The organism is Gryllotalpicola protaetiae (assembly GCF_003627055.1).
In the GTDB taxonomy this organism is placed as follows: Bacteria; Actinomycetota; Actinomycetes; order Actinomycetales; family Microbacteriaceae; genus Gryllotalpicola; species Gryllotalpicola protaetiae.
Window position 1 is genome coordinate 655,837 of sequence record NZ_CP032624.1, and the last position, 18,933, is coordinate 674,769.

Genomic DNA, 18,933 nt, shown 5'->3' on the forward strand with positions numbered 1-18,933 from the left:
CTACTCGTCGGCCTCGTCGGCCTCGTCCGCCTCGTCGGGCAGCTCGATCTCGACGGGCTCGCCGGCCGCGCGGGCGGCGGCCTCGTCCTCGGCGACCATGCGGTCGACGAAGGCGTCGTAGTCGTCGCCGTCCGGCGAGCCGGCCGCGACCCAGCGCGCCCACATGGTCGCGCGCTCATAGGCGCCGTTCAGGTAGGCGAGGCTGTCCTCCAGGCGCTCGTCGCGCGCGCGGTTGTGGTCGACGAAGTCCTCCAGCGTCACCCAGCCGTCGTAGCCGGCCGCGACGAGCGCGCGGAACAGCCACTCGATGTCGGCCTGGCCGTCGCGCAGCTGGGCCCAGTTGAAGCCCCAGATCACCTGGCCGTCGGGGCCGAACTGCGCGTTCGGCCACCAGTTGCCGTTCTTGACATGCACATGCGCGAGGTACTCGCCGAGGATCTGGAACGCGGCGCCCAGGTCTTCAAAGCCCTCGTTGACGAGGTTGCCGATGTCGTGGATGACGCCGATGTGGTCTGCGTCGAGGCCCTCGACGAGCCGGTAGGCGGCCGACGCGCTCGAGACGATCGTGCCGTGGTGCAGTTCGATGAGCACCTTGACCCCGTGCTCGGCCGCACGCTCGGCGGCCCACTCGAGGTGTTCGCGGGTCTCGGCGAACACGGCGCGGTAGTCGCCGACGGGAAGCTTGGGCAGCGTCACGCGCACGCGGCCTGCCCCGAGCGCGGCGGTCGCTGCGAGCAGGCGCTCGACGTTCTCATGGTCGGATGCCGGCGCGTAGCCGCCGATCGCCGAGATCTCGAGCCCCGCCTCGGCGGTGATGCGCGCGATCTCGGGAATCGAGCCCTCGAGCCCGGTGAGCGGCCAGGTCGCGCGGTTGCCGGCCCAGTGGCCCGGCTTCTCCGCCTCTTCCTGATCGGTGACGCGCCACTCGATGCCGTCCCACCCGAGGCGGGCGATGATCTGGGCGGTCTCTTCGGGCGTCCACTCGGGCGTCGAGACGGTGAAGACAGAGAATTTCATAGCGGCTCCTGCGTCGCTGCGGGGTCTGGTACCAGGTCATCGTATTGGCCAGCCAGCACCTCGCTGACCAGTACCTCCCTACCGAGGGACGCGGAGACGTAGAGTGCGCGAACCACCGCGAGCGACCTCAGCGCGTCGTCGACGCCAACCTTGGGTGCGCGGCCCTCGCGGATCGCGCCGACGATGTCGTCGTACTGCCTGCTGTGCCCCTGCACGAACGCATCGTCCGGCACGGGGCCGCCCGCGAGATGCTCGGCCGGGACCAGCCCGGACGCGAGATTGCGGGGGCCGACGCGGGTGGGATCGACGTGGGTGTCGCCGAGGACCGCCGGGTCGGTTCCCTCTGCGGGCTCGGCGTAGAAGTACTCGAGCTGGTCGCGGTCGAGCTGCGCCGAGCCCTTCGAGCCGTGCACGTTGACCCGCACGCTGAGCCCCGGGAACGCGGCCGTCGTGGTGTGCAGCACCGCGATCGCGCCGTTCGCGAAGCGCACCGTCGCGGCGAGCGTGTCCTCGACCTCGATCCGCTCGTGCGCGAGCGCGGCGGCATATGCGAACACGGCGACCGGTCGGCCAAGGAACCACACCAGCAGGTCGACGGTGTGCACGCCCTGATTCATGGTCGAGCCGCCGCCGTCGAGCGCCCAGGTGCCGCGCCAGGCGCCGGAGTCGTAGTAGTCCTGGCTGCGCCACCACGCCACCGAGGCGACCGCGCTGGTGACGCGGCCGAGCGCGCCGCCGTGCGCGGCGTCGGCGACGACGACGGAGGCAGGGTCGAAGCGATGCTGGCTGATGACGCTGACGATCTGACCGCGGGCGGATGCTTCGCGCGCCGCCCGGGCGAGCGGCAGCGCCTTCCCGACCGTCGTGTCGAGGGGCTTCTCGATGACGACGTGGGCGCCGGCGGCGAGCGCCTCGAGCGCGAGCTCGACGTGGGTGCCACTGGGCGTCGCGACGATGACGAGGTCCGGCGCGCCCGCGGCGAGCGCCGCGGTGAGCGAGTCGAACTGCGCGGGGGCCGGCCAGCCGGTCTCCGCCACGATCAGCGAGGCGATCTTGGCGCGTGCCTCCGAGTCGGGGTCGACGAGCACCGCGACGCGCACGCCGCCTTGCCGCGCGAGGGCGCGCACGTGGTTCGTCGCGATGATGCCGTTGCCCACGAGGGCGGCGGTCAGTGAGGCATCCGCCGTGCTCATGCGGTCGTCACGCCGATCTGCGCGAGCAGCTTGTCGAAGGCGCGCGCCGCGCGCCCGAACGCGGCCGGGCCGCTGAAGCCGCCGAGCGCGAAGCCTGCGGCCAGGTGCGGCTCGAGGCTCGCGAAGCCCCGATAGCCGGCATCGCGCAGCGCGGTCGCGGTCTCGAGCAGCTCGCCGTCGCCCTCCCCCGCCGGCACGACCTCGCCGGTCGCGGCCACCGCGTCCTTCACCTGCAGGTAGTCGACATAGGGCGCGAGCGTCGCCCAGCCCTCGGTGAACGGCTTCACGCCGCACTGCACGAAGTTCGCGTTGTCCCAGGCGAGCCGGAGGTGGTCGCTGCCGACGGACTCGACGAGATCGAGCACGCGAGAGGGCACGTCGCCGTAGATCTCCTTCTCGTTCTCGTGCAGCAGCACCACGTCTTCGGCTTCGGCAATATCGGCGAGAGCGCGCAGCCGGCTCAGCACGTCGTCGCGCGTGGCCTCGACCGGGACGCCGTCGCCCCGGTAGAACGAGAAGATCCGCACGTAGCGCGACTCGAGCCGGTGCGCCACGCGGATCACCGCGCGCAGCCGCTCGACCTCATGCTCGACGGGCAGCGACACGCCGACCTTGCCGATCGGCGACGCGATGGCTGAGACGCCGAAGCCCGCGTGCGAGATGAGGCCGGCCAGGGCATCCGCCCGCTCGTCGTCGAAGTCGGCGACGTTCACGCCCCACGCGCTGCGCACCTCGATGTGCCGGGCGCCGAGCGCCTCGAGCACCGCGAGCTGGATCGCAGGGTCCGGGGAGATCTCGTCGCCGAAGCCGGAAAGGGTCCAGACAGCGGTGTCGCTCACGGGGATCACGCTAGGCACCGGCATCCGCATGCAGCAAACGTTTGCCGATTATTGCCAAGGATGCTCGCATCAAGGCATGCCGACACCCGAGCCCGCCTCGCGCGCCACTCTCGCGGATGTCGCCGCGCGCACCGGTGTCGCCATCTCGACCGTGTCGCGTGCGCTGACGCGGCCCGAGCGCGTGAACGCCGCGACGCGCGAGCGCATCGCGGCCGCGGCGGCCGAGCTCGGCTACACCCCGAACGCGGCGGCCCGCGCGCTGGGCTCCGGACGCACGCGCAGCATCGCCCTGCTCGTGTCCGACGTGACGAACCCGTTCTACTTCGACATCATCCGGGGCGCGCAGCAGGAGCTCGGACCCGCGGGCTACACACCCCTGCTGCTCGACACCGAGGAGTCGGAGGAGCTGGAGGAGGCGATGCTGCGGCGACTGCGCGCCTCCTACGACGGGGCGATCATCGCCGCCTCGCGCCTCACCGACCGCCGTCTGGCCGAACTCGCCCGGACCGTGCCGCTCGTCGCGATCAACCGGCAGACCCGCGGGGTGCCGAGCGTCTTCATCGACACCCCGGCCGGCGTCGAGCAGGTGCTCGAGCACCTCGTCTCGCACGGGCATCGGCGCGTCGCCTATGCAGCGGGGCCGCCCACCTCATGGCCGAACGAGCGGCGCTGGCGCACCTTCGTCGCGGCATCCGAGCGGCTCGGCGTCGCGGTGTCGCGGGTCGGGCCGTTCGAGCCGCGGCAGAGCCAGGGCGCTGCGGCAGCCGACGCCGTGATCAACACGGGCGCCACCGCCTGCCTCGCCTTCAACGACCTGCTCGCGATCGGCATGCTGCGGCGGTTCGCCGAGCGCGGGGTGCGCGTGCCTGACGATCTGAGCGTGGTCGGGTGCGACGACATCTTCGGCGCCGATTTCTGCCACCCTCCGCTCACGACCATCACAGCGCCGATCGCGCAGGCCGGGCGCGTCGCCGTCTCGATGCTGCTCGCGCAGCTCGCCGGGGGCGCGTCGAGGCGCGGTGTGCGTCTGCCGACCCACCTGACGATCCGCGCCTCGTCCGGCCCGGCGCCGGGTGGATGACGAGGCGAACACCCGACCGGCAACGCGTGGCAAACGTTTGTCATGGTGGATGCCTCCTGCTTGACTGCCCCGCATGACCGCGCTGTCGCCGCACCCCGACCGCCTGCTTCCCTCGGACTCCGCCGCTCGCGAGGTCGCCCGACGTCTGTACGACGACGTCAGAGCCGCCCCGATCCTGTCGCCGCACGGGCACGTCGACGCGCGCGTCCTGCTCGACGACGAGCCGTTCCCCGACCCGGCCGCGCTGTTCATCACGCCCGACCACTACGTGACCCGGCTGCTGCACGCGCACGGGGTGCCGCTCGACCGGCTGGGTGTCGGGGTGCCGCCCGAGGAGCGCGACGGGCGCGCGATCTGGCGCCTGCTGTGCGAGCACTGGGACGCGTTCCTCGGCACCCCCGTGCGGTTCTGGCTCGAGAGCGAGCTGGCAGAAGTGTTCGGCATCGGCGAGCAGCCGTCCGCCGAGTCGGCCGACCGCGTCTACGACGAACTGCAGGCGCGCCTCGCCGAGCCGGCATTCCGCCCGCGCGCGCTCTTCGAGCGCTTCAACATCGAGGTGCTCGCGACGACCGACGACCCGGCTGACGACCTCGCCGCGCACCTCGCCCTGCGCGAGGACCCCGGCTTCAGCGGCCGGGTGCTTCCCACCTTCCGCGCAGACCGCTACATGAGCCCCGACGCGCCGGGGTGGGCTCCGGCGCTCGCAGCGCTGGCCGAGGCATCCGGCATCGACACGGGCACGTATGCCGGGCTGCTCGACGCCCTGCGCAGCCGCCGCGCCTTTTTCACGGCCGCGGGCGGCACCGCGACCGACACCGGGGTGCTCAGCGCAGAGACGACGCCGCTGTCGGACACGGAGGCCGAGCGCATTCACCTGGGTGCGCTCAGCGGCGAGGTGACGCCGGCCGAGGCATCCGCCTATCGCTCGAACCTGCTGTACCGCTTCGCCGAGCTGAGCGTCGACGACGGGCTCGTGATGCAGCTGCATGCGGGCGTGCACCGCAATACGCACCGGCCGACCTTCGACCGGTTCGGGCCCGACACGGGGCACGACCTTCCAGCGGTCGGCGGGTACACGCTGCCGCTCGCGCCGTTGCTGCGCGACTTCGGAACGGCCCCCGGCTTCCACCTCGTGCTGTTCACCGTCGACGAGAGCCTCTTCAGCCGCGAGATCGCCCCGCTTGCCGGGTTCTACCCGAGCGTGTACGCGGGGGCGCCGTGGTGGTTCCTCGACTCCCCCGCGGCGATCGCCCGATATCGCGGCTCGATCACCGACGCGGCCGGCTTCGGCAAGACGAGCGGGTTCATCGACGACACGCGGGCGTTCTGCTCGATCCCGGCCAGGCACGACATGTCGAGGCGGGCGGATGCCGCGTTCCTGGCGTCGCTCGTCACGACCCACCAGCTGAGCGAAGACGACGCGCTCGCGGTCGCCCGCCGACTGGTCGACGGGCAGCCCCGGGGCGTGTTCAAACTGTGAGCTAGTTGCCGCTCGGCACGCCCGAGCTCTGCAACGCGGCCGTCTCGTGGAAGTCGTCGTAGCTGAGGCTGTCGGCCTGCGCCCCCACGAGGCCGAGCACCGTGTGCCCCTGGCCGAGCAGCGTCATGAGCGCCTCGAGCGTCAGCGGATTGGCCGCGAGGCTCTGCTCGAGCCCCACTCCGTCGCCGTACTGCGTGCCGATGCGGTCGACCCAGATCACCGCGTGCCCCTTGAGGGTCATGCCGCTGGTGTCGAGGTTCACCAGCTCTTGGCGGTTGCTCGAGTCGAGGTGGAAGTTGCCGATGGTGAGCTGGTCGCACTCGATGCGGATCGCTGTCGCGCGGCTGCCGTTCGCGAGCGGCACGGTCACGACGCCCGCCTGGCTCGGCCCGGAGATCTGGATGGAGTCACCCCAGGTGTTGGCCGACGGCGTCGTGAAGATGCCGTGGTCGTTGTCGGCGCCGAGGGCCACGAGCGGTGTCTGCGTGGTCGGGTCGCTGGCGGCCGGCGGCTGCGTGACAGGCTGCTGGCCGGGGGCGGGCACGGAGCCGCCGCTCTGCCCGGGCACCTGGATGATGGTGCCGCCCGGGCCGGTCTGCACGGGGGATCCACCCGAGCCCGAGGACGAGCCATCACCGGTTGACGGGGGCGCGCTCGGAGCAGACGTCGACGGCGTCGGCGACGGGCTCGACGACGGTGAGCAGATGATGAGCAGCACGCAGCCCGCCTGCACGGCCGACGCGTCGGCGGCCTGCGCCGACTGCGGCGCGACGGCAGCCGCGGCGAGGGCGAGCGCCGCGACGGCAGCGGCCGCTCCGCCGCGCAGCACGCGACGGCCGCGCGGTGCAGCCTCGGTCGCGGACGCCCGCCTGCCCGTTTCACCGGGCTTGCCGAGCGAAGGCGGGATGACGGGCTCTGCGTGCCCGTCTCCGTGCAGCACCCGCGAGTGAACGGATGCCTCGCGAGGCTGTTCGGCCGCGGCATCCGCCCCTGGGTCAGCCTCCACCGCCTGCTTCCTGGGCATCCACGCCACCGCGAGCACGCCGCCCACTGAGGACAGCAGCATGCCGATGATGAAGCCGCCCAGGTTCACGCCGATCAGCGAGTACAGCGAGAGCAGCAGGGCGATGATGCCGTAGAAGATGCGATGCACCGGCATGAGCAGGATCAGCACTGCGAGCAGCACCAGCACGGCCGGGATCACCGCCGCCTGCAGCCCCTCGAGCCCCAGCTGCACGTGGATCTTTCCGATGTCGAGCTGGCCGGAGAAGAACTCTTCGATGCCGCCGAGCGCGATGAGCACCGCGCCCCAGAAGGGTCGCTCGGTGCGCCATCGCGTGAAGGCGGCGCGTCGCGTCGTCACGAGTGACCGCCGCTTACTTGCCGGGGCAGCCGCTGCCGTCTGTGACGACCTTGAGGTGCATGTCGGACAGCGCCAGCGTGCCCGCGGTCGTGCTGTACGCGACCTGCGAGAAGTTCTTCAGCGTGATGCCCTGGGAGTCCTGGGCGAAGTCGCCCGCTGAGCCCTTGGCGTCGGTGATCACCGACGCGGCATCCGCGCCGATGCGGATGTTGTTGAAGACCGCGTCGCCCTTGAGGTCGGTCATGCCGATCTGCAGGTTCTGCGCCTTGACCGGGTTGCCGGCCTGGTCGCCCGCGGTGATGACCAGGCCCACCTTGCCGAGCGGCGTGTCGGTCACGACCGACTGGCACAGGTTGGCGATCGTCGCGGTGCCGATGTTCGCGATCGCGACGGGCACCTGCTTGCCGTCCTGCAGCTTGGCGACGCCGCCGTACTGCGAGAACGAGGTGCCGTCGAGCTCGGTGCCGCCCATGGTGAAGGACTGACCCGAGATGGAGAACGAGACGGGAACGGCGCCCTGAGCGACACCGCCCATGACGACCGCCGCCGCGATTCCGACCGGAACGGCGACCATCGCGATGCGCCCCCCGCGCGAGTTCACGATGCTCTTGAAGTTCATTGCTCCCCCTTGAGACTGGTGACAAGACAACTCTGTCGTGCCCCGTTGAGGTTACAAGGCTATTGACAAACGGTCAAATAAGGGGGCGGCGCGGCGCGCGGGTCGATCGGGCGCAAATGGGTCGATGGGGCATACGGATGCCCGCAGTGGGATGCGCCCGATCGACTCAACTGCGCCCGAGCGGCGCGGCGCGCCTTAGCCTCGCGCGTGAGCAGCCAGTTCGACGACGGCGAGGCAGCTGCGCTCGAGGAACGCGACGAGCTCGTCGTGAGTGAGCTCGTGGTTCACAGCCCCGTCGACGAGCGCTTGCTCGGCGAGCGCGACCCAGGCACGCAGAGCGACCTGCAGCCGAGGCGTCTGCTCGGCGCCGAGCTCGTGGAACATGATCGACAGGCGCTCAGCCTGGGCGGAGCGCACCTCCTCGACGATCGTGCGCACGTCCTCATCGCCCGATGCAGTGCCCCGCACCAGCGAGTAGAACGTCTGGCGGTGGTCGCGGGCGAAGCCGACGAAGCGCTCGAGCGTGTCGTGCAGGCGCTGCGACGCGGGCAGCTCGGGCTTGGGCTCGGTCGCCCGCATGAGGCTGTCGCGGGCGGTCTGGATGAGCTCGTGGTGCAGGCCGGTCTTCGAGTTGAAGTAGTAGAACACGAGGCCCCGGGAGACGCCGGCCTCGCTTGCGAGGAACTCGATCGTGATCTCTTCGAGAGGCCGGTCGGCGAGCGCGTTCACCCCGAGGGCGATCAGCTGCTTGCGCCGCTCCTCAGGAGTCATCCGCGTACGGCGTTCCGCCCCTGCCATTCCCCGAGCCTATCGGCGCCGCCATTCCGACACCGATTCGGTCGATCGGGTGGTCTGGCCGCCCGGAACCGCCGCCCCCACGCGGAATCGGTGTCCTACGGGCGGCGCGTCAGCGGAGCTCGCGAGTGCGCTGACCGCCGCGCAGCGCCGCGGCGAGCGCGAGCACCGCGCCGATCAGCACCGTGCCGATCAGGGTGAGCACGTTCACGTTGCCGTTGATGTACTCGGCCTGCCAGCGGCCGAGGTCGACGGGGCGCTCCTGATGATCGCCCGTCAGCCGGTCGAGCGCCGGCTGCAGCACCGCGAAGAGGTAGACCCCGGCGAACGCGACGGCGATGCCCGCCCGGTACAGCCCGGCGATGGGCAGGTAGCGGATGACGAGCGCGATCACCCACGGCATCACGAGGCACACCGCGGTGATCGGCAGCGACTGCGTGACGAACGACGCGAGGTCGCCGTTCACCAGCGCGATGACGAGCAGCAGCAGCACCAGGGCGACCGTGTCCGCGCCGAGCGCCAGCACGGTGCGGTGGTGCGACACCGGGGTCGGCAACGGGCGCGTCGCAAACCAGATGGGCCCGAACACCAGCACGGCGGCGAACATCACCGCGCAGATCGCGATCAGCAGCCATCCGCCGTCATCGCTGTACAGCAGCCGCACGATCGCGAGCAGCGCGAACAGGCTGAACAGGCCGGCGCCCAGCACGAGCCAGCCCCGATGCAGCACGGGGAGCGCGAGCAGCGGCAGCGTCGTGAGGCTGAAGGCGAGGGCGACCGCGGCGACGACGACCCAGTACCAGCTGAGCGTGTGCTCGACCGACAGGTTCACGATGAAGCAGGTGACGAGCGTCGTCGCGTAGGCGATCGACGTGCTCCAGAGCAGCGATGCCCGCCAACGGCGATAGACGCGCGCCTCGCGCTCGACCTGCTGCGACGCATGGTCGTCGCTCGCGTTGATGAGCTCGCCCTCGCTGACGCGCAGCGCCTCGGCGAGTGGGCCGACGAGGGTGATGTCCGGGTATGAGAGCCCCCGCTCCCACTTCGAGACGGCCGACTCTGTGATGAACACACGGTCGGCGAGCTCGCGCTGAGTGAGGCCGGCTGCCTGCCGCTTCGCGATGACGAACTGGCCGAAGGCCTTCTTGGACGGGGTCATAGTCAGACCAAAGCACGACGCGCGGCCGGAGGCCGCCTTCTGGGCCGGATTCGCGACCCGACCGTCAAGCCAGTGGTGGAATCACGCGGATCTTCGGCATCCCGTCAGCAGATGATGTCGCCTGCCGCCGGCGCGCCGATGTCGATGGGCTGGCCTGTCGCGAGCGCGGCGCGGATCCCCTCGACGAGCTCGTCGGCCGGACGGGCGATGTCGAAGACGCCGCCGCGCTCGTCTGCGCCGAGCGGCTCGAGCGTCGCGAGCTGCGAGCCGAGCAGCGTGGCGGGCATGAACTCGTGATGGCGGCCCGCGAGCCGGGCCTCGAGCAGCTCGCGCGAGCCGCTCAGCAGCGCGAAGTAGGTCTCCGGCGCATACTCGCGCAGCAGATCGCGGTAGGCGCGCTTGAGCGACGAGCACGCGACGATCACGCCGTCGCCGACCGCGAGCCGCTCGCCGATGCGCCGCAGCCACGGCCAGCGGTCGTCGTCGGTGAGGGCGATGCCGGCGGCCTGCTTCTCCTTATTCGCGGCGGGATGCAGGTCATCGCCGTCGATGAAGACGCGGCCGGATGCCGCGGCCAGCGCTTCGCCGACGGTCGACTTCCCCGAACCGCTGACGCCCATGAGAACAATGGGCTGAAGTGTGACGACAGGCGCGGAATCCATCTCTCTATCTTGACTACTGTTGACCCATGACAGAGCAGTCCGTGGCAAACATCGGTGTCGTCGGTCTTGCGGTGATGGGGTCGAACCTCGCCCGCAACCTCGCCTCGCGCGAAGGGAACACCGTCGCGATCTTCAACCGTTCATGGGAGCGCACCGAGACGCTCATCACCGAGCACCCGGAGGCCGGCTTCGTCCCGGCGCACAGCTATGAGGAGTTCGCGGCGTCGCTCTCGAAGCCGCGCACGGCGATCATCATGGTGCAGGCGGGCCGCGGCACGGACGCCGTCATCGACGAGCTGACCAAGGTGTTCGAGCCGGGCGACATCATCGTCGACGGCGGCAACGCGAACTTCCACGACACGATCGCCCGCGAGCAGGCCGTGCGTGAGACCGGCATCCATTTCGTCGGCACCGGCATCTCCGGCGGCGAGGAGGGGGCGCTGCACGGGCCCTCGATCATGCCGGGCGGCTCGGTCGAGTCGTACGAGACCCTCGGGCCGATCCTCGCGTCGATCGCGGCCCGCGCCGACGACGGCGAGCCCTGCGTCACCCACGTCGGCACCGACGGCGCCGGCCACTTCGTGAAGATGGTGCATAACGGCATCGAGTACGCCGACATGCAGCTCATCGCCGAGGCGTACGACCTGATCCGCCGCGGCACGGGCAAGACCCCCGCCGAGATCGCCGATGTGTTCGACGAGTGGAACACCACCGAGCTCGAGTCGTACCTCATCGAGATCACGGCGCAGGTGCTGCGCCAGACGGATGCCGAGACGGGCAAGCCGCTCGTCGACGTGATCCTCGACGCAGCCGGCGCCAAGGGCACCGGCGCGTGGACAGTGCAGAACGCGCTCGACCTCGGTGTTCCGGTGTCGGGCATCGCTGAGGCCGTGTTCGCCCGCTCGCTCTCATCGAAGGCGGCGCAGCGCGCGGCTGCGGCCGGTGTGCTGCCCGGGCCGTCGAGCGAGGACTGGAAGCCCTCCGACCCCGACGCGTTCATCGAGGACGTGCGCCAGGCGCTGTACGCGTCGAAGATCATCGCGTACTCGCAGGGCTTCGACGAGATCATCGCCGGAGCCGAGCAGTTCGGCTGGGACATCAAGAAGGGCGAGATCGCGAAGATCTGGCGCGCGGGCTGCATCATCCGGGCGCGCTTCCTCGGCCGCATCACCGAGGCGTACGCCTCCGATCCGTCGCTGGTCGCCCTCGTGCTGGCGCCGTACTTCCGCGACGCCGTCACCGAGGCTCAGGGGGCATGGCGCCGCGTCGTCGTGTCGGCCGCAGAGGCAGGCATCCCCTCGCCCGCGTTCTCGTCGTCGCTCGCGTACTACGACGGCCTGCGCGCCGAGCGCCTGCCCGCCGCGCTCGTGCAGGGGCAGCGCGACTTCTTCGGCGCGCACACCTACAAGCGCATCGACAAGGACGGCATCTTCCACACCCTGTGGTCGGGTGATCGCTCGGAGATCGAGACCGAGCCTTCCTGGCACTAGCCAACTCGGCCGTTCGCCCCGTGCGCGGGTGAAACGACGTGTGCGCGGGAGAAACTTCTCCCGCGCACAGGCGTTTTCACCCGCGCACGCGTTAGATGTCGAGCTTCCTCGGGGCCCGGTCTTCCGCGTGCTCGAGGAGCCGGCGCGTGAGGACTGAGCCGGCGACCGCGATGCCGAGCGGGGCGAGGAGCTCGAACGGCGCGTGCGTCAGCTCGAACACGATCGCGAGGGCCATGAGCGGCGCCTTCTGGCTGGCGGCGAGCAGAGCCGCTCCCCCGAGGATCGCGAACGCGGCGACCGGCGAGCCGGGCCAGAGCAGCGCCCAGCCGATGCCCAGCGCGGCCCCGGCGGCCGCACCGACCGCGATCGCCGGCTGCAGCACGCCGCCGGCCGCGCCGCTGCGGATCGTCAGCAGCGTCAGCACCGATTTCGCGGCGAACCCGAACACGAGCACACCGAGCGCCGCCCACGACGTCGAGCCGAACGCGTACTGCCCGAGCGCGCGCCCGTTGCCCATCACCTGCGGCAGCCAGATGCCGACGACGGCGACGATGACGGATGCCGCGGGCAGCAGCCACAGGATGGCGGCGCCGCTCGGCTTCTTCCGCTCGGCCCAGGCCGTCCAGTGCGAGAACCAGTAGCCGAGGAATCCGAAAGCCGGCCCGAAGATCAGCGCGAAGACCGCGAGCGACCAGGACGCGTGCACCGCAGGCAGTGCATAGAACGCATGGCCGCCCTCGACGATGCTCGCGACGAGCGCCGCGAGCGCCGAGGCGCCGAGCGCGACGCCGATCGCCTCGAGCGACAGCTCGGCCAGCAGGATCTCGACGGTGAACAGCGCCCCTGCGAGCGGCACGTTGTAGACGCCCGCGAGGCCCGCGCCCGCCGCCGCAGCGACGACGAGGGTGCGCTCGCGCGCGTCGAGGCCGAACACCCGCGCGAACCCGCCGCCGATCAGCGCGCCGAGCTCGCGCGGCGCGACCTCGCGACCGACCGGCGCGCCCGCGCCGACGATGAAGATCTGCAGGCCCGCGTGCACGATGGTCTCCCACCAGGGCATCGGCGTGCCGGTGACGGCCTTCTGCACGCTGGGCACCGCGCGTGCGCGCGTGCGGATCAGCCACCACACGACCGCCGCGATCGTGCACGCCACGATCACCGCGGCGAAGCGGCGCCAGACCGGGGCATCCACCGCGCCGGGGCGCGCGGGGTTCTCGAAATAGCCGAACGCGACGCTCTCGACGCCACGGAAGAACAGGGTGACGAGCCCGGCCATGGCCCCGACCAGCACCCCGACGATCAGAATGACGAGCGCGAGGCGCAGGATGCGTCGGGCGGGGGCAGGCATGCCTCGACGCTAGTGGATGCTTAGGTGCTGGGGGCGCGTCAGCGGTCGGTGAACACGGCGTCGCGCTTCTCGCGGAACGCGGCGATCGCCTCTGCCATGTCCTCGGTGCGGGTGGCGAGCACCTGCCCGCGGTTCTCGAGCTCGATCGCGGCCGCGTATGACGGGATCTCGAGGTTCGCCTTCAGCGCCGACTTGGAGAGCCGCACCGCCGACGGCGAGTTGGCGGCGATGCGCGCGGCGAGCTCGACCGCGGCGGCCACGACGTCACCGTCGACGACCCGGTTCACGAGGCCCAGCCGCGCGGATTCGGTCGCGTCCAGCTGGCCGCCCGTGAACACGAGCTCGGCGGCCGCGCCGTAGCCGATCGCGCGCGGCAGCAGCCACGAGACACCGAGGTCGCCGGCCGAGAGGCCGATGCGGGTGAAGCCCGCGACGAAGGCGGCCGCGGACCCCGCGAGGCGGATGTCCGCGGCGAGGGCGAGCGAGATTCCCGCGCCCACCGCCGGCCCGTTGACCGCAGCGATGACCGGAACGTGCACGTCGCGCACGGCGACGAACGGCCGCACCGCGCGCTCTTGCAGCCGGAGCTGCAGCGGCGTCGGATTCCCGCTCAGGGTGCCGAGCACCGAGAGGTCGAGGCCGGAGCAGAACGCGCGGCCGCTGCCCGTCACGACGACGGCGCGCAGCGAGGCATCGGCGTCGAGCTCGCGCGCGACGGCCTCGAGCCGGTCGAGCGTCTCGAGGGTGAGCGAGTTCATCCGCTCCGGATTGTTCAGGGTCACGAGGGCGACGCCCTCGCTCGGGGTCGTCACGACGACGGTGTCGGTCTCAGCCATGATCCCATCCTGCTCGCTCGGCTGGGCGGTCGGGCGCAGGGAGTGCCGTCTGGGCCATGCTTAGGCCTCGCACGATTCGTCACAATCCGCACGATCCGTCACCCCGAAACGCGTCGGCAGAGTGACGAATCGTGCGTCTCGTGCCCGGCGGCGCCCGGCGCCGTCACCGCCAGCGCCTGAAGCCGACGGTCTATGCGCGCTCGAGGAGCACCAAGGTCTCGAAGTGCGCAGTGTGGGGGAACATGTCGAAGACCTGGGCGCGCGTCGGGCGCAGCGAGGGCATCGCGGCGAGGTCACGGGCCAGCGATTCCGCGTTGCAGCTCGAGTAGAGCACGTGCCGCACACCGCTCGCCTCGAGCCAGCCCGCGAGTTCGGGGCCGAGACCGCGGCGCGGGGGGTTCACGACGACGAGATCGGGGGCGGATGCCTGGGCGAGCGCCCACTGCGTGGCATCCGCTGCGATGAAAGCCGCGTCGAGGTTGGCGGATGCCGCAGCCATGGTCGCGGACGCGACGGCGTCTTCGCTGAGCTCGACGCCGGTGACGCGGAAAGGACCGTTTCGAGACGCGGCTTCGCTGCTCCTCAACGATCGGCGCGCGGCAGCGAGGTGCAGGGCGAAGCCGCCGACGCCGCAGTAGAGGTCCCACGCGGAAGCCGGCGCGAGCTCCGCCGCCCAGGCCGCACCCGTTGCGTAAAGCCGCGCCGCAATCGACTCGTTCGTCTGCACGAAACTGCGCGGAAGCAGGCTCAGGGTGAGGTCGTCGAACGGCAGCTCGAGCGCGCGCTCGTCGGTCAGCCAGAGCTCATCTTCGCCCTCGAGCACGGCCTTGTGCTCGGGCAGCAGGTTCACGGTGACGACTCGCAGCTGCGTCAGCCGGGCGCGCAGCGCGGGCAGGTGCTTGCGGATGCGGCCGATGGATTCCGTCGAACGCAGCACGAAGCGCAGCATCAGCTCGCCCCGAGCGTTTGTGGTGACGATCAGGTACTTCAGCTCACCGCGGCGCGCGGGGATGTCGTACGGAACGAGCCGGGCCATGGTGATGAAGGCGGCGAGCGTAGGCAGCACCGACCGGATCGGCTCCGCCACGATCGGGCAGCCCTCGAGGTCGACGCCGTGCTGCTCGCCGTCGAGGATGCCGAGGGTCGGGGCATCCGCCGTGCCGCCGATCACCAGCTTCGCCTTCGTGCGGAAGCCGGCCGTCTCGCTCGCGACGGGTGCGAGCCAGTCAATGCTGCGCCTGTCGGGCCCGGCGAACGCATCGATCAGCTCACGCGCACGTGCCTGTTTGCCCGCCAGCTGGTCGCCGTACGCGACGTCGAGCAGCGAGCAGGAGCGGCAGGTTCCCGCGTCGAAGTAGGCGCAGGGTATGGCGACGGATGCCGTGAAGTTACGCGGCACCGTCGAACATCGAGGTCACGGAGCCGTCGTCGAAGACTTCATGGATCGCGCGGGCGAGCAGCGGCGCGATCGACAGCACGGTGAGGCGCTCCCAGCGCTTGTCGGCCGGTACCGGCAGCGTGTCGGTGACGACCACCTGATCGATGAACTCGCTCTGCAGGATCTCGATCGCCGGGTCGGAGAACACGGCGTGGGTCGACGCGACGACGACGCCGGTCGCGCCGTTCTCCTTCAGTGCTTCGGCCGCCTTGACGATCGTGCGGCCCGTGTCGATGAGGTCGTCGACCAGCAGGCAGACGCGGCCGGCGACATCGCCGACGATCTCGTGAACGGTGACATCGTTGTGCACCTTCGGGTCGCGGCGCTTGTGGATGATCGCCAGCGGCACGCCGAGCTTGTCGCTCCAGGCATCCGCCACCTTCACTCGCCCCATGTCGGGCGAGACGACCGTGAGGGTCGCGGGGTCCAGGGACTTCTTGAAGTGCGTGAGCAGCACCGGCATCGCGAACAGGTGGTCGACGGGGCCGTCGAAGAAGCCCTGGATCTGCGCCGCATGCAGATCGACCGACATGATGCGGTCTGCGCCGGCGACCTTGAACATGTCGGCGACGAGGCGGGCCGAGATCGGCTCGCGGCCGCGCCCCTTCTTGTCTTGCCGGGCGTAGGGGTAGTACGGCGCGACGACGGTGATGCGCTTCGCCGACGCGCGCTTCGCTGCGTCGACCATGATGAGCTGCTCCATGAGCCACTCGTTGATCGGCCGGGTGTGCGACTGCATCACGAAGATGTCGGCGCCGCGCACGCTCTCTTCGAAGCGGGTGTAGATCTCGCTGCCCGCGAAGGTGCGGATGTCGGTGGGCAGCAGCTCGATGCCAAGCTCGTCGGCCACGTCCTGAGCGAGCTCCGGGTGGGCGCGACCGGAAACCAGCACGAGCCGGCGGCGCGCATCGGACTTGATCCCCCACTGGGTCACGGATTCCGTCACCGGGCCTGCCTTTCCTCGTCCTGCGCATCGGCAGAGCTCCGCGCGTCGAGCGCGGCCTGGTCGGCCGCGCTTCCCGGCCGGTGGGTGTGGACCCAGCCTTCCCGGTTGCGCTGTGGTGCGATGCCCAGCGCGAGCGCGCCGGCCGGAACGTCGTTGCGGATCGTCGTGCCTGCGCCCGTGTAGGCACCTGCGCCGATTGTAACGGGAGCCACCATGACGGTGTGGGCCCCTGTCTTGACATGTGCGCCGATCTCGGTGCGGTGCTTGTTCACGCCGTCGTAATTCGCCGTGATGCCGCCAGCGCCGATGTTCGCGCCGTCGCCCACCGAGGCGTCGCCGATGTAGCTGAGATGCGGCACCTTGGCGCCCTCGCCGATGTGCGCGTTCTTCGTCTCGACGAACGCTCCGATCTTGCCGTCTGCGCCGAGCTCGGTGCCGGGGCGCAGGTACGAGAACGGCCCGACCGTGGCCCCGGCCGCGATGACGGCCAGCGTGGCATCCGTTCGCTTCACCGTCGCGCCTGCGCCGACCTCGGTGTCGACGAGCGTCGTGTCGGGGCCGATCACCGCGCCGGCCGCGATCGCCGTCGCGCCCTTCAGCTGGGTGCCCGGCAGGATCGTGACGTCGGGCTCGATGGTGACCGCACGGTCGATCCAGGTCGTCGCCGGGTCCTGGATGGTGACGCCGGCCAGCTGCCAGCCCCGCACGGTGAGGGCGTTCAGCTGCGCCCCGACCTGAGCGAGCTGGGCGCGGTCGTTGACGCCCCAGACCTTCCACTCCTCCGCGACGACGACGCCGCCGATCGTGTGGCCGTCGCCGTGCAGCGCACCGACGACATCGGTGAGGTACTTCTCGCCCTGCGCGTTCCCGGTCGTGAGGCCGGCCAGCTTGTCACGCAGCGCGGCGGCGGCGAAGACGTACATGCCGGCGTTCACCTCGGCGATCGCGCGCTCCGCCTCGCTCGCGTCCTTCTGCTCGACGATGCGCGACACCGAGCCGTCGGCCTCGCGCACGACGCGGCCGTAGCCGGTCGGGTCGGCGACGACGGTCGAGAACAGAGTGACCGGCACGTTGGCCGCGCGGTGGCCGGCGAGAACGGATGCCAGGGTGTCGGCGTCCATCAGGGGGACGTCGGCCGACAGCACGAGCACGTCGCCGTCGAAGTCGGCGGGCAGCGCGTCGACCGCCTGCTCGACCGCGCGGCCCGTGCCGGGCATCTCGTCCTGGTCGACGATGCGCGCCTCGGGCGCGAGCGCCTTCGCGGTCGCCGCGACCCGATCGCGCTCATGCCGCACGACGACGAGCAGGTGGGCTGCGGCGAGCGCCTGGGCGGTGCTCAGCACGTGCCCGATCAAGGGGATGCCGGCGAGCTCATGAAGCACCTTCGGGGTCGCGGACTTCATCCGCGTTCCCTGCCCGGCTGCCAGGACGACGATGGCGAGGCGGCTGTCGGTCACAAGGCCATTATCGTCGCCGCGACCACATCGGCCGAACGGGCGGCCGCGTCGTCGACGTGGGTGAGGAACTCCGTGCCGTCGGGCGCGCACAGGTCGCTGATCGCGCGGATCGACACGAACGGCAGCCCATGGGTGTGCGCGAACTGGGCGAGCGCCGCGGTCTCCATGTCGACGGCGAGCACGTCGGGGAAGTCTGCGCGGAACCGCAGCGCGCGGTCGCTGACGACGAAGGCCTCGCTCGAGCCGATGGTGCCGGGCCGCACGGCCTGCTCGCGCGAGTCCGCGGCGAGCGCGGCGGCGGCCAGCCCGGCATCGGGCGCGTAGGCGGCCGGCATGCCGGGGACCTGGCCGAGCGCGTAGCCGAACGCCGTGGCATCCGCGTTCAGGTTCAGGTAACGCGACCCGACCACCACCTCGCCGACTTGCACGCCCGCGGCAAGTCCGCCTGCCGTGCCGGCGCTGATGACCCGGATGCCCGAGCCCAGCGTGTACCGCGCGTACGCGGCGGCGGCGACGGCGTTGGCGAAGCCGATGCCGCTGCGCAGCAGCACGACGTCGTCGCCGCCGAAGCCGAGGTCACGGCGCACCGCGTGCGCACCCGTCGCGACCTCGGTGACGCTCTCGGCGCGCTCGAGGAAGGGGGCGGCTTCCTCCTCCATGGCGACGATGACGACGACGGCTGCCGCGGCTGAGGCATCCGTCATGCGCTGACCTGGCTCCACTCGTCGCGCTTCGCCAGGAACTCGCGCGCCGCATCCTGCGCGCCCTCGAGCGAGTGGTTCGCGCCCCAGCCGCACTGCACCTCGTTGGCGGCGGGCACCTCGGTCGCGGTGGTGATGTCGGTGAGGGTCTGCTCGATGAGCGCGAGCACGTCGTCGTAGGCCGGTTCGCCCTGCAGGATCAGGTAGAAGCCGGTCTGGCAGCCCATCGGCGAGAAGTCGATCACGTCCGTGCTGTGGTTGCGGCTCTTCTCCGCGAACAGGTGCTCGACCGAGTGCACCGTCTTCATCTCGAGGTGGCCGACGTTCGGCTGCGCGAAGCGGACGTCGTACTTGACGATGACGTCGCCATGGGGCAGCACCTTGCGGTCTGCGAGGCGGACGTAGGGCGCCGAGACGGTGCGGTGGTCGAGGTTGAACGACTCGACGTTCATGCGGTGCTGATCGGTCATGCGTCGATTCTTCCAGGCATGCGCACCGAGCGGGCCACC

Annotated in this window: 18 protein-coding genes; 3 read left to right on the plus strand and 15 right to left on the minus strand. The window is 71.0% G+C overall.

Annotated elements, in window-relative coordinates; genetic code table 11:
* The 3 genes from D7I44_RS03305 to D7I44_RS03315 are packed head-to-tail and all read right to left on the minus strand — an operon-like array spanning position 1 to position 3,073.
* Positions 1-1,017 carry a sugar phosphate isomerase/epimerase family protein gene (locus D7I44_RS03305; protein ID WP_181445595.1) on the minus strand — a complete coding sequence of 339 codons (1,017 nt, stop codon included), beginning with the start codon at positions 1,015-1,017 and terminating at the stop codon, positions 1-3.
* Positions 1,014-2,210 (minus strand): Gfo/Idh/MocA family protein, encoded by a 1,197-nt coding sequence (locus D7I44_RS03310; RefSeq protein WP_120788181.1) that lies wholly within the window; start codon positions 2,208-2,210, stop codon positions 1,014-1,016. Before D7I44_RS03310 ends, D7I44_RS03305 begins: the two co-directional genes overlap by 4 nt.
* Entirely contained in the window at positions 2,207-3,073 is an 867-nt protein-coding gene (locus tag D7I44_RS03315) for a sugar phosphate isomerase/epimerase family protein (RefSeq protein ID WP_120790771.1), read from the minus strand. Before D7I44_RS03315 ends, D7I44_RS03310 begins: the two co-directional genes overlap by 4 nt.
* Positions 3,074-3,125: 52 nt before the next feature.
* On the opposite strand from D7I44_RS03315, the gene D7I44_RS03320 reads away from it, so the two are divergent.
* Complete coding sequence (locus D7I44_RS03320; protein ID WP_120788182.1) at positions 3,126-4,130, plus strand: LacI family DNA-binding transcriptional regulator; 1,005 nt, start codon at positions 3,126-3,128, stop codon at positions 4,128-4,130.
* Between the two features lie 73 nt (positions 4,131-4,203).
* Positions 4,204-5,610 (plus strand): glucuronate isomerase, encoded by a 1,407-nt coding sequence (uxaC, locus tag D7I44_RS03325; RefSeq protein ID WP_120788183.1) that lies wholly within the window; start codon positions 4,204-4,206, stop codon positions 5,608-5,610.
* 1 nt (position 5,611) lies between these two features.
* Here the strand turns inward: uxaC and D7I44_RS18385 are convergent, their stop codons facing one another.
* From D7I44_RS18385 to D7I44_RS03350, 5 genes are all read right to left on the minus strand, one after another.
* Positions 5,612-6,973, minus strand: a complete 1,362-nt coding sequence (locus D7I44_RS18385; RefSeq protein WP_181445596.1) for a DUF6114 domain-containing protein — start codon at positions 6,971-6,973, stop codon at positions 5,612-5,614.
* Between the two features lie 13 nt (positions 6,974-6,986).
* The gene (locus tag D7I44_RS03335) at positions 6,987-7,592 is read right to left on the minus strand and encodes a DUF6230 family protein (RefSeq protein WP_120788184.1); all 606 of its coding nucleotides are present in this window, start codon (positions 7,590-7,592) and stop codon (positions 6,987-6,989) included.
* A 195-nt stretch (positions 7,593-7,787) separates the two neighbouring features.
* Complete coding sequence (locus tag D7I44_RS03340; RefSeq protein ID WP_120788185.1) at positions 7,788-8,390, minus strand: TetR/AcrR family transcriptional regulator; 603 nt, start codon at positions 8,388-8,390, stop codon at positions 7,788-7,790.
* Positions 8,391-8,499: 109 nt separating this feature from the next.
* Positions 8,500-9,546 (minus strand): helix-turn-helix domain-containing protein, encoded by a 1,047-nt coding sequence (locus D7I44_RS03345; RefSeq protein WP_120788186.1) that lies wholly within the window; start codon positions 9,544-9,546, stop codon positions 8,500-8,502.
* A gap of 104 nt (positions 9,547-9,650) precedes the next feature.
* Positions 9,651-10,208, minus strand: a complete 558-nt coding sequence (locus D7I44_RS03350) for a gluconokinase (RefSeq protein WP_220093824.1) — start codon at positions 10,206-10,208, stop codon at positions 9,651-9,653.
* 26 nt (positions 10,209-10,234) lie between these two features.
* Here D7I44_RS03350 and gndA point away from each other — a divergent pair, with 26 nt between their 5' ends.
* Positions 10,235-11,698 (plus strand): NADP-dependent phosphogluconate dehydrogenase, encoded by a 1,464-nt coding sequence (gene gndA / locus D7I44_RS03355; protein WP_120788187.1) that lies wholly within the window; start codon positions 10,235-10,237, stop codon positions 11,696-11,698.
* Between the two features lie 91 nt (positions 11,699-11,789).
* Here the strand turns inward: gndA and D7I44_RS03360 are convergent, their stop codons facing one another.
* The 7 genes from D7I44_RS03360 to D7I44_RS03390 all read right to left on the minus strand — a co-directional run bounded on the left by D7I44_RS03360 (position 11,790) and on the right by D7I44_RS03390 (position 18,894).
* Entirely contained in the window at positions 11,790-13,046 is a 1,257-nt protein-coding gene (locus D7I44_RS03360) for a chloride channel protein (RefSeq protein ID WP_120788188.1), read from the minus strand.
* A 38-nt stretch (positions 13,047-13,084) separates the two neighbouring features.
* Positions 13,085-13,882 (minus strand): enoyl-CoA hydratase/isomerase family protein, encoded by a 798-nt coding sequence (locus tag D7I44_RS03365; protein WP_120788189.1) that lies wholly within the window; start codon positions 13,880-13,882, stop codon positions 13,085-13,087.
* 190 nt (positions 13,883-14,072) lie between these two features.
* Positions 14,073-15,281, minus strand: coding sequence for a methyltransferase domain-containing protein (locus D7I44_RS03370; RefSeq protein WP_425459320.1), 1,209 nt, complete (start codon positions 15,279-15,281; stop codon positions 14,073-14,075).
* Positions 15,271-16,266: a ribose-phosphate diphosphokinase gene (locus D7I44_RS03375; protein ID WP_245979972.1), complete on the minus strand. Its 996-nt coding sequence runs from the start codon at positions 16,264-16,266 to the stop codon at positions 15,271-15,273. The genes D7I44_RS03370 and D7I44_RS03375 overlap by 11 nt, the downstream gene beginning before the upstream one ends.
* On the minus strand, positions 16,263-17,723 hold the full coding sequence (glmU, locus tag D7I44_RS03380) for a bifunctional UDP-N-acetylglucosamine diphosphorylase/glucosamine-1-phosphate N-acetyltransferase GlmU (RefSeq protein ID WP_120788190.1): 1,461 nt from the start codon (positions 17,721-17,723) through the stop codon (positions 16,263-16,265). Before glmU ends, D7I44_RS03375 begins: the two co-directional genes overlap by 4 nt.
* Entirely contained in the window at positions 17,720-18,445 is a 726-nt protein-coding gene (gene mtnN, locus D7I44_RS03385; RefSeq protein ID WP_245979974.1) for a 5'-methylthioadenosine/S-adenosylhomocysteine nucleosidase, read from the minus strand. Before mtnN ends, glmU begins: the two co-directional genes overlap by 4 nt.
* Positions 18,424-18,894, minus strand: coding sequence for an S-ribosylhomocysteine lyase (locus tag D7I44_RS03390; protein WP_120788192.1), 471 nt, complete (start codon positions 18,892-18,894; stop codon positions 18,424-18,426). The genes mtnN and D7I44_RS03390 overlap by 22 nt, the downstream gene beginning before the upstream one ends.
* Positions 18,895-18,933: the final 39 nt, after the last annotated feature.

Coding starts and splice junctions, on each gene's coding strand:
- D7I44_RS03305 (WP_181445595.1), bottom strand. CDS start 1,017: ATGAAATTCTCTGTCTTCACCGTCTCGACGCCCGAGTGGACGCCCGAA.
- D7I44_RS03310 (WP_120788181.1), bottom strand. CDS start 2,210: ATGAGCACGGCGGATGCCTCACTGACCGCCGCCCTCGTGGGCAACGGC.
- D7I44_RS03315 (WP_120790771.1), bottom strand. CDS start 3,073: ATGCCGGTGCCTAGCGTGATCCCCGTGAGCGACACCGCTGTCTGGACC.
- D7I44_RS03320 (WP_120788182.1), top strand. CDS start 3,126: ATGCCGACACCCGAGCCCGCCTCGCGCGCCACTCTCGCGGATGTCGCC.
- uxaC (WP_120788183.1), top strand. CDS start 4,204: ATGACCGCGCTGTCGCCGCACCCCGACCGCCTGCTTCCCTCGGACTCC.
- D7I44_RS03335 (WP_120788184.1), bottom strand. CDS start 7,592: ATGAACTTCAAGAGCATCGTGAACTCGCGCGGGGGGCGCATCGCGATG.
- D7I44_RS03340 (WP_120788185.1), bottom strand. CDS start 8,390: ATGGCAGGGGCGGAACGCCGTACGCGGATGACTCCTGAGGAGCGGCGC.
- D7I44_RS03345 (WP_120788186.1), bottom strand. CDS start 9,546: ATGACCCCGTCCAAGAAGGCCTTCGGCCAGTTCGTCATCGCGAAGCGG.
- D7I44_RS03350 (WP_220093824.1), bottom strand. CDS start 10,208: ATGGATTCCGCGCCTGTCGTCACACTTCAGCCCATTGTTCTCATGGGC.
- gndA (WP_120788187.1), top strand. CDS start 10,235: ATGACAGAGCAGTCCGTGGCAAACATCGGTGTCGTCGGTCTTGCGGTG.
- D7I44_RS03360 (WP_120788188.1), bottom strand. CDS start 13,046: ATGCCTGCCCCCGCCCGACGCATCCTGCGCCTCGCGCTCGTCATTCTG.
- D7I44_RS03365 (WP_120788189.1), bottom strand. CDS start 13,882: ATGGCTGAGACCGACACCGTCGTCGTGACGACCCCGAGCGAGGGCGTC.
- D7I44_RS03390 (WP_120788192.1), bottom strand. CDS start 18,894: ATGACCGATCAGCACCGCATGAACGTCGAGTCGTTCAACCTCGACCAC.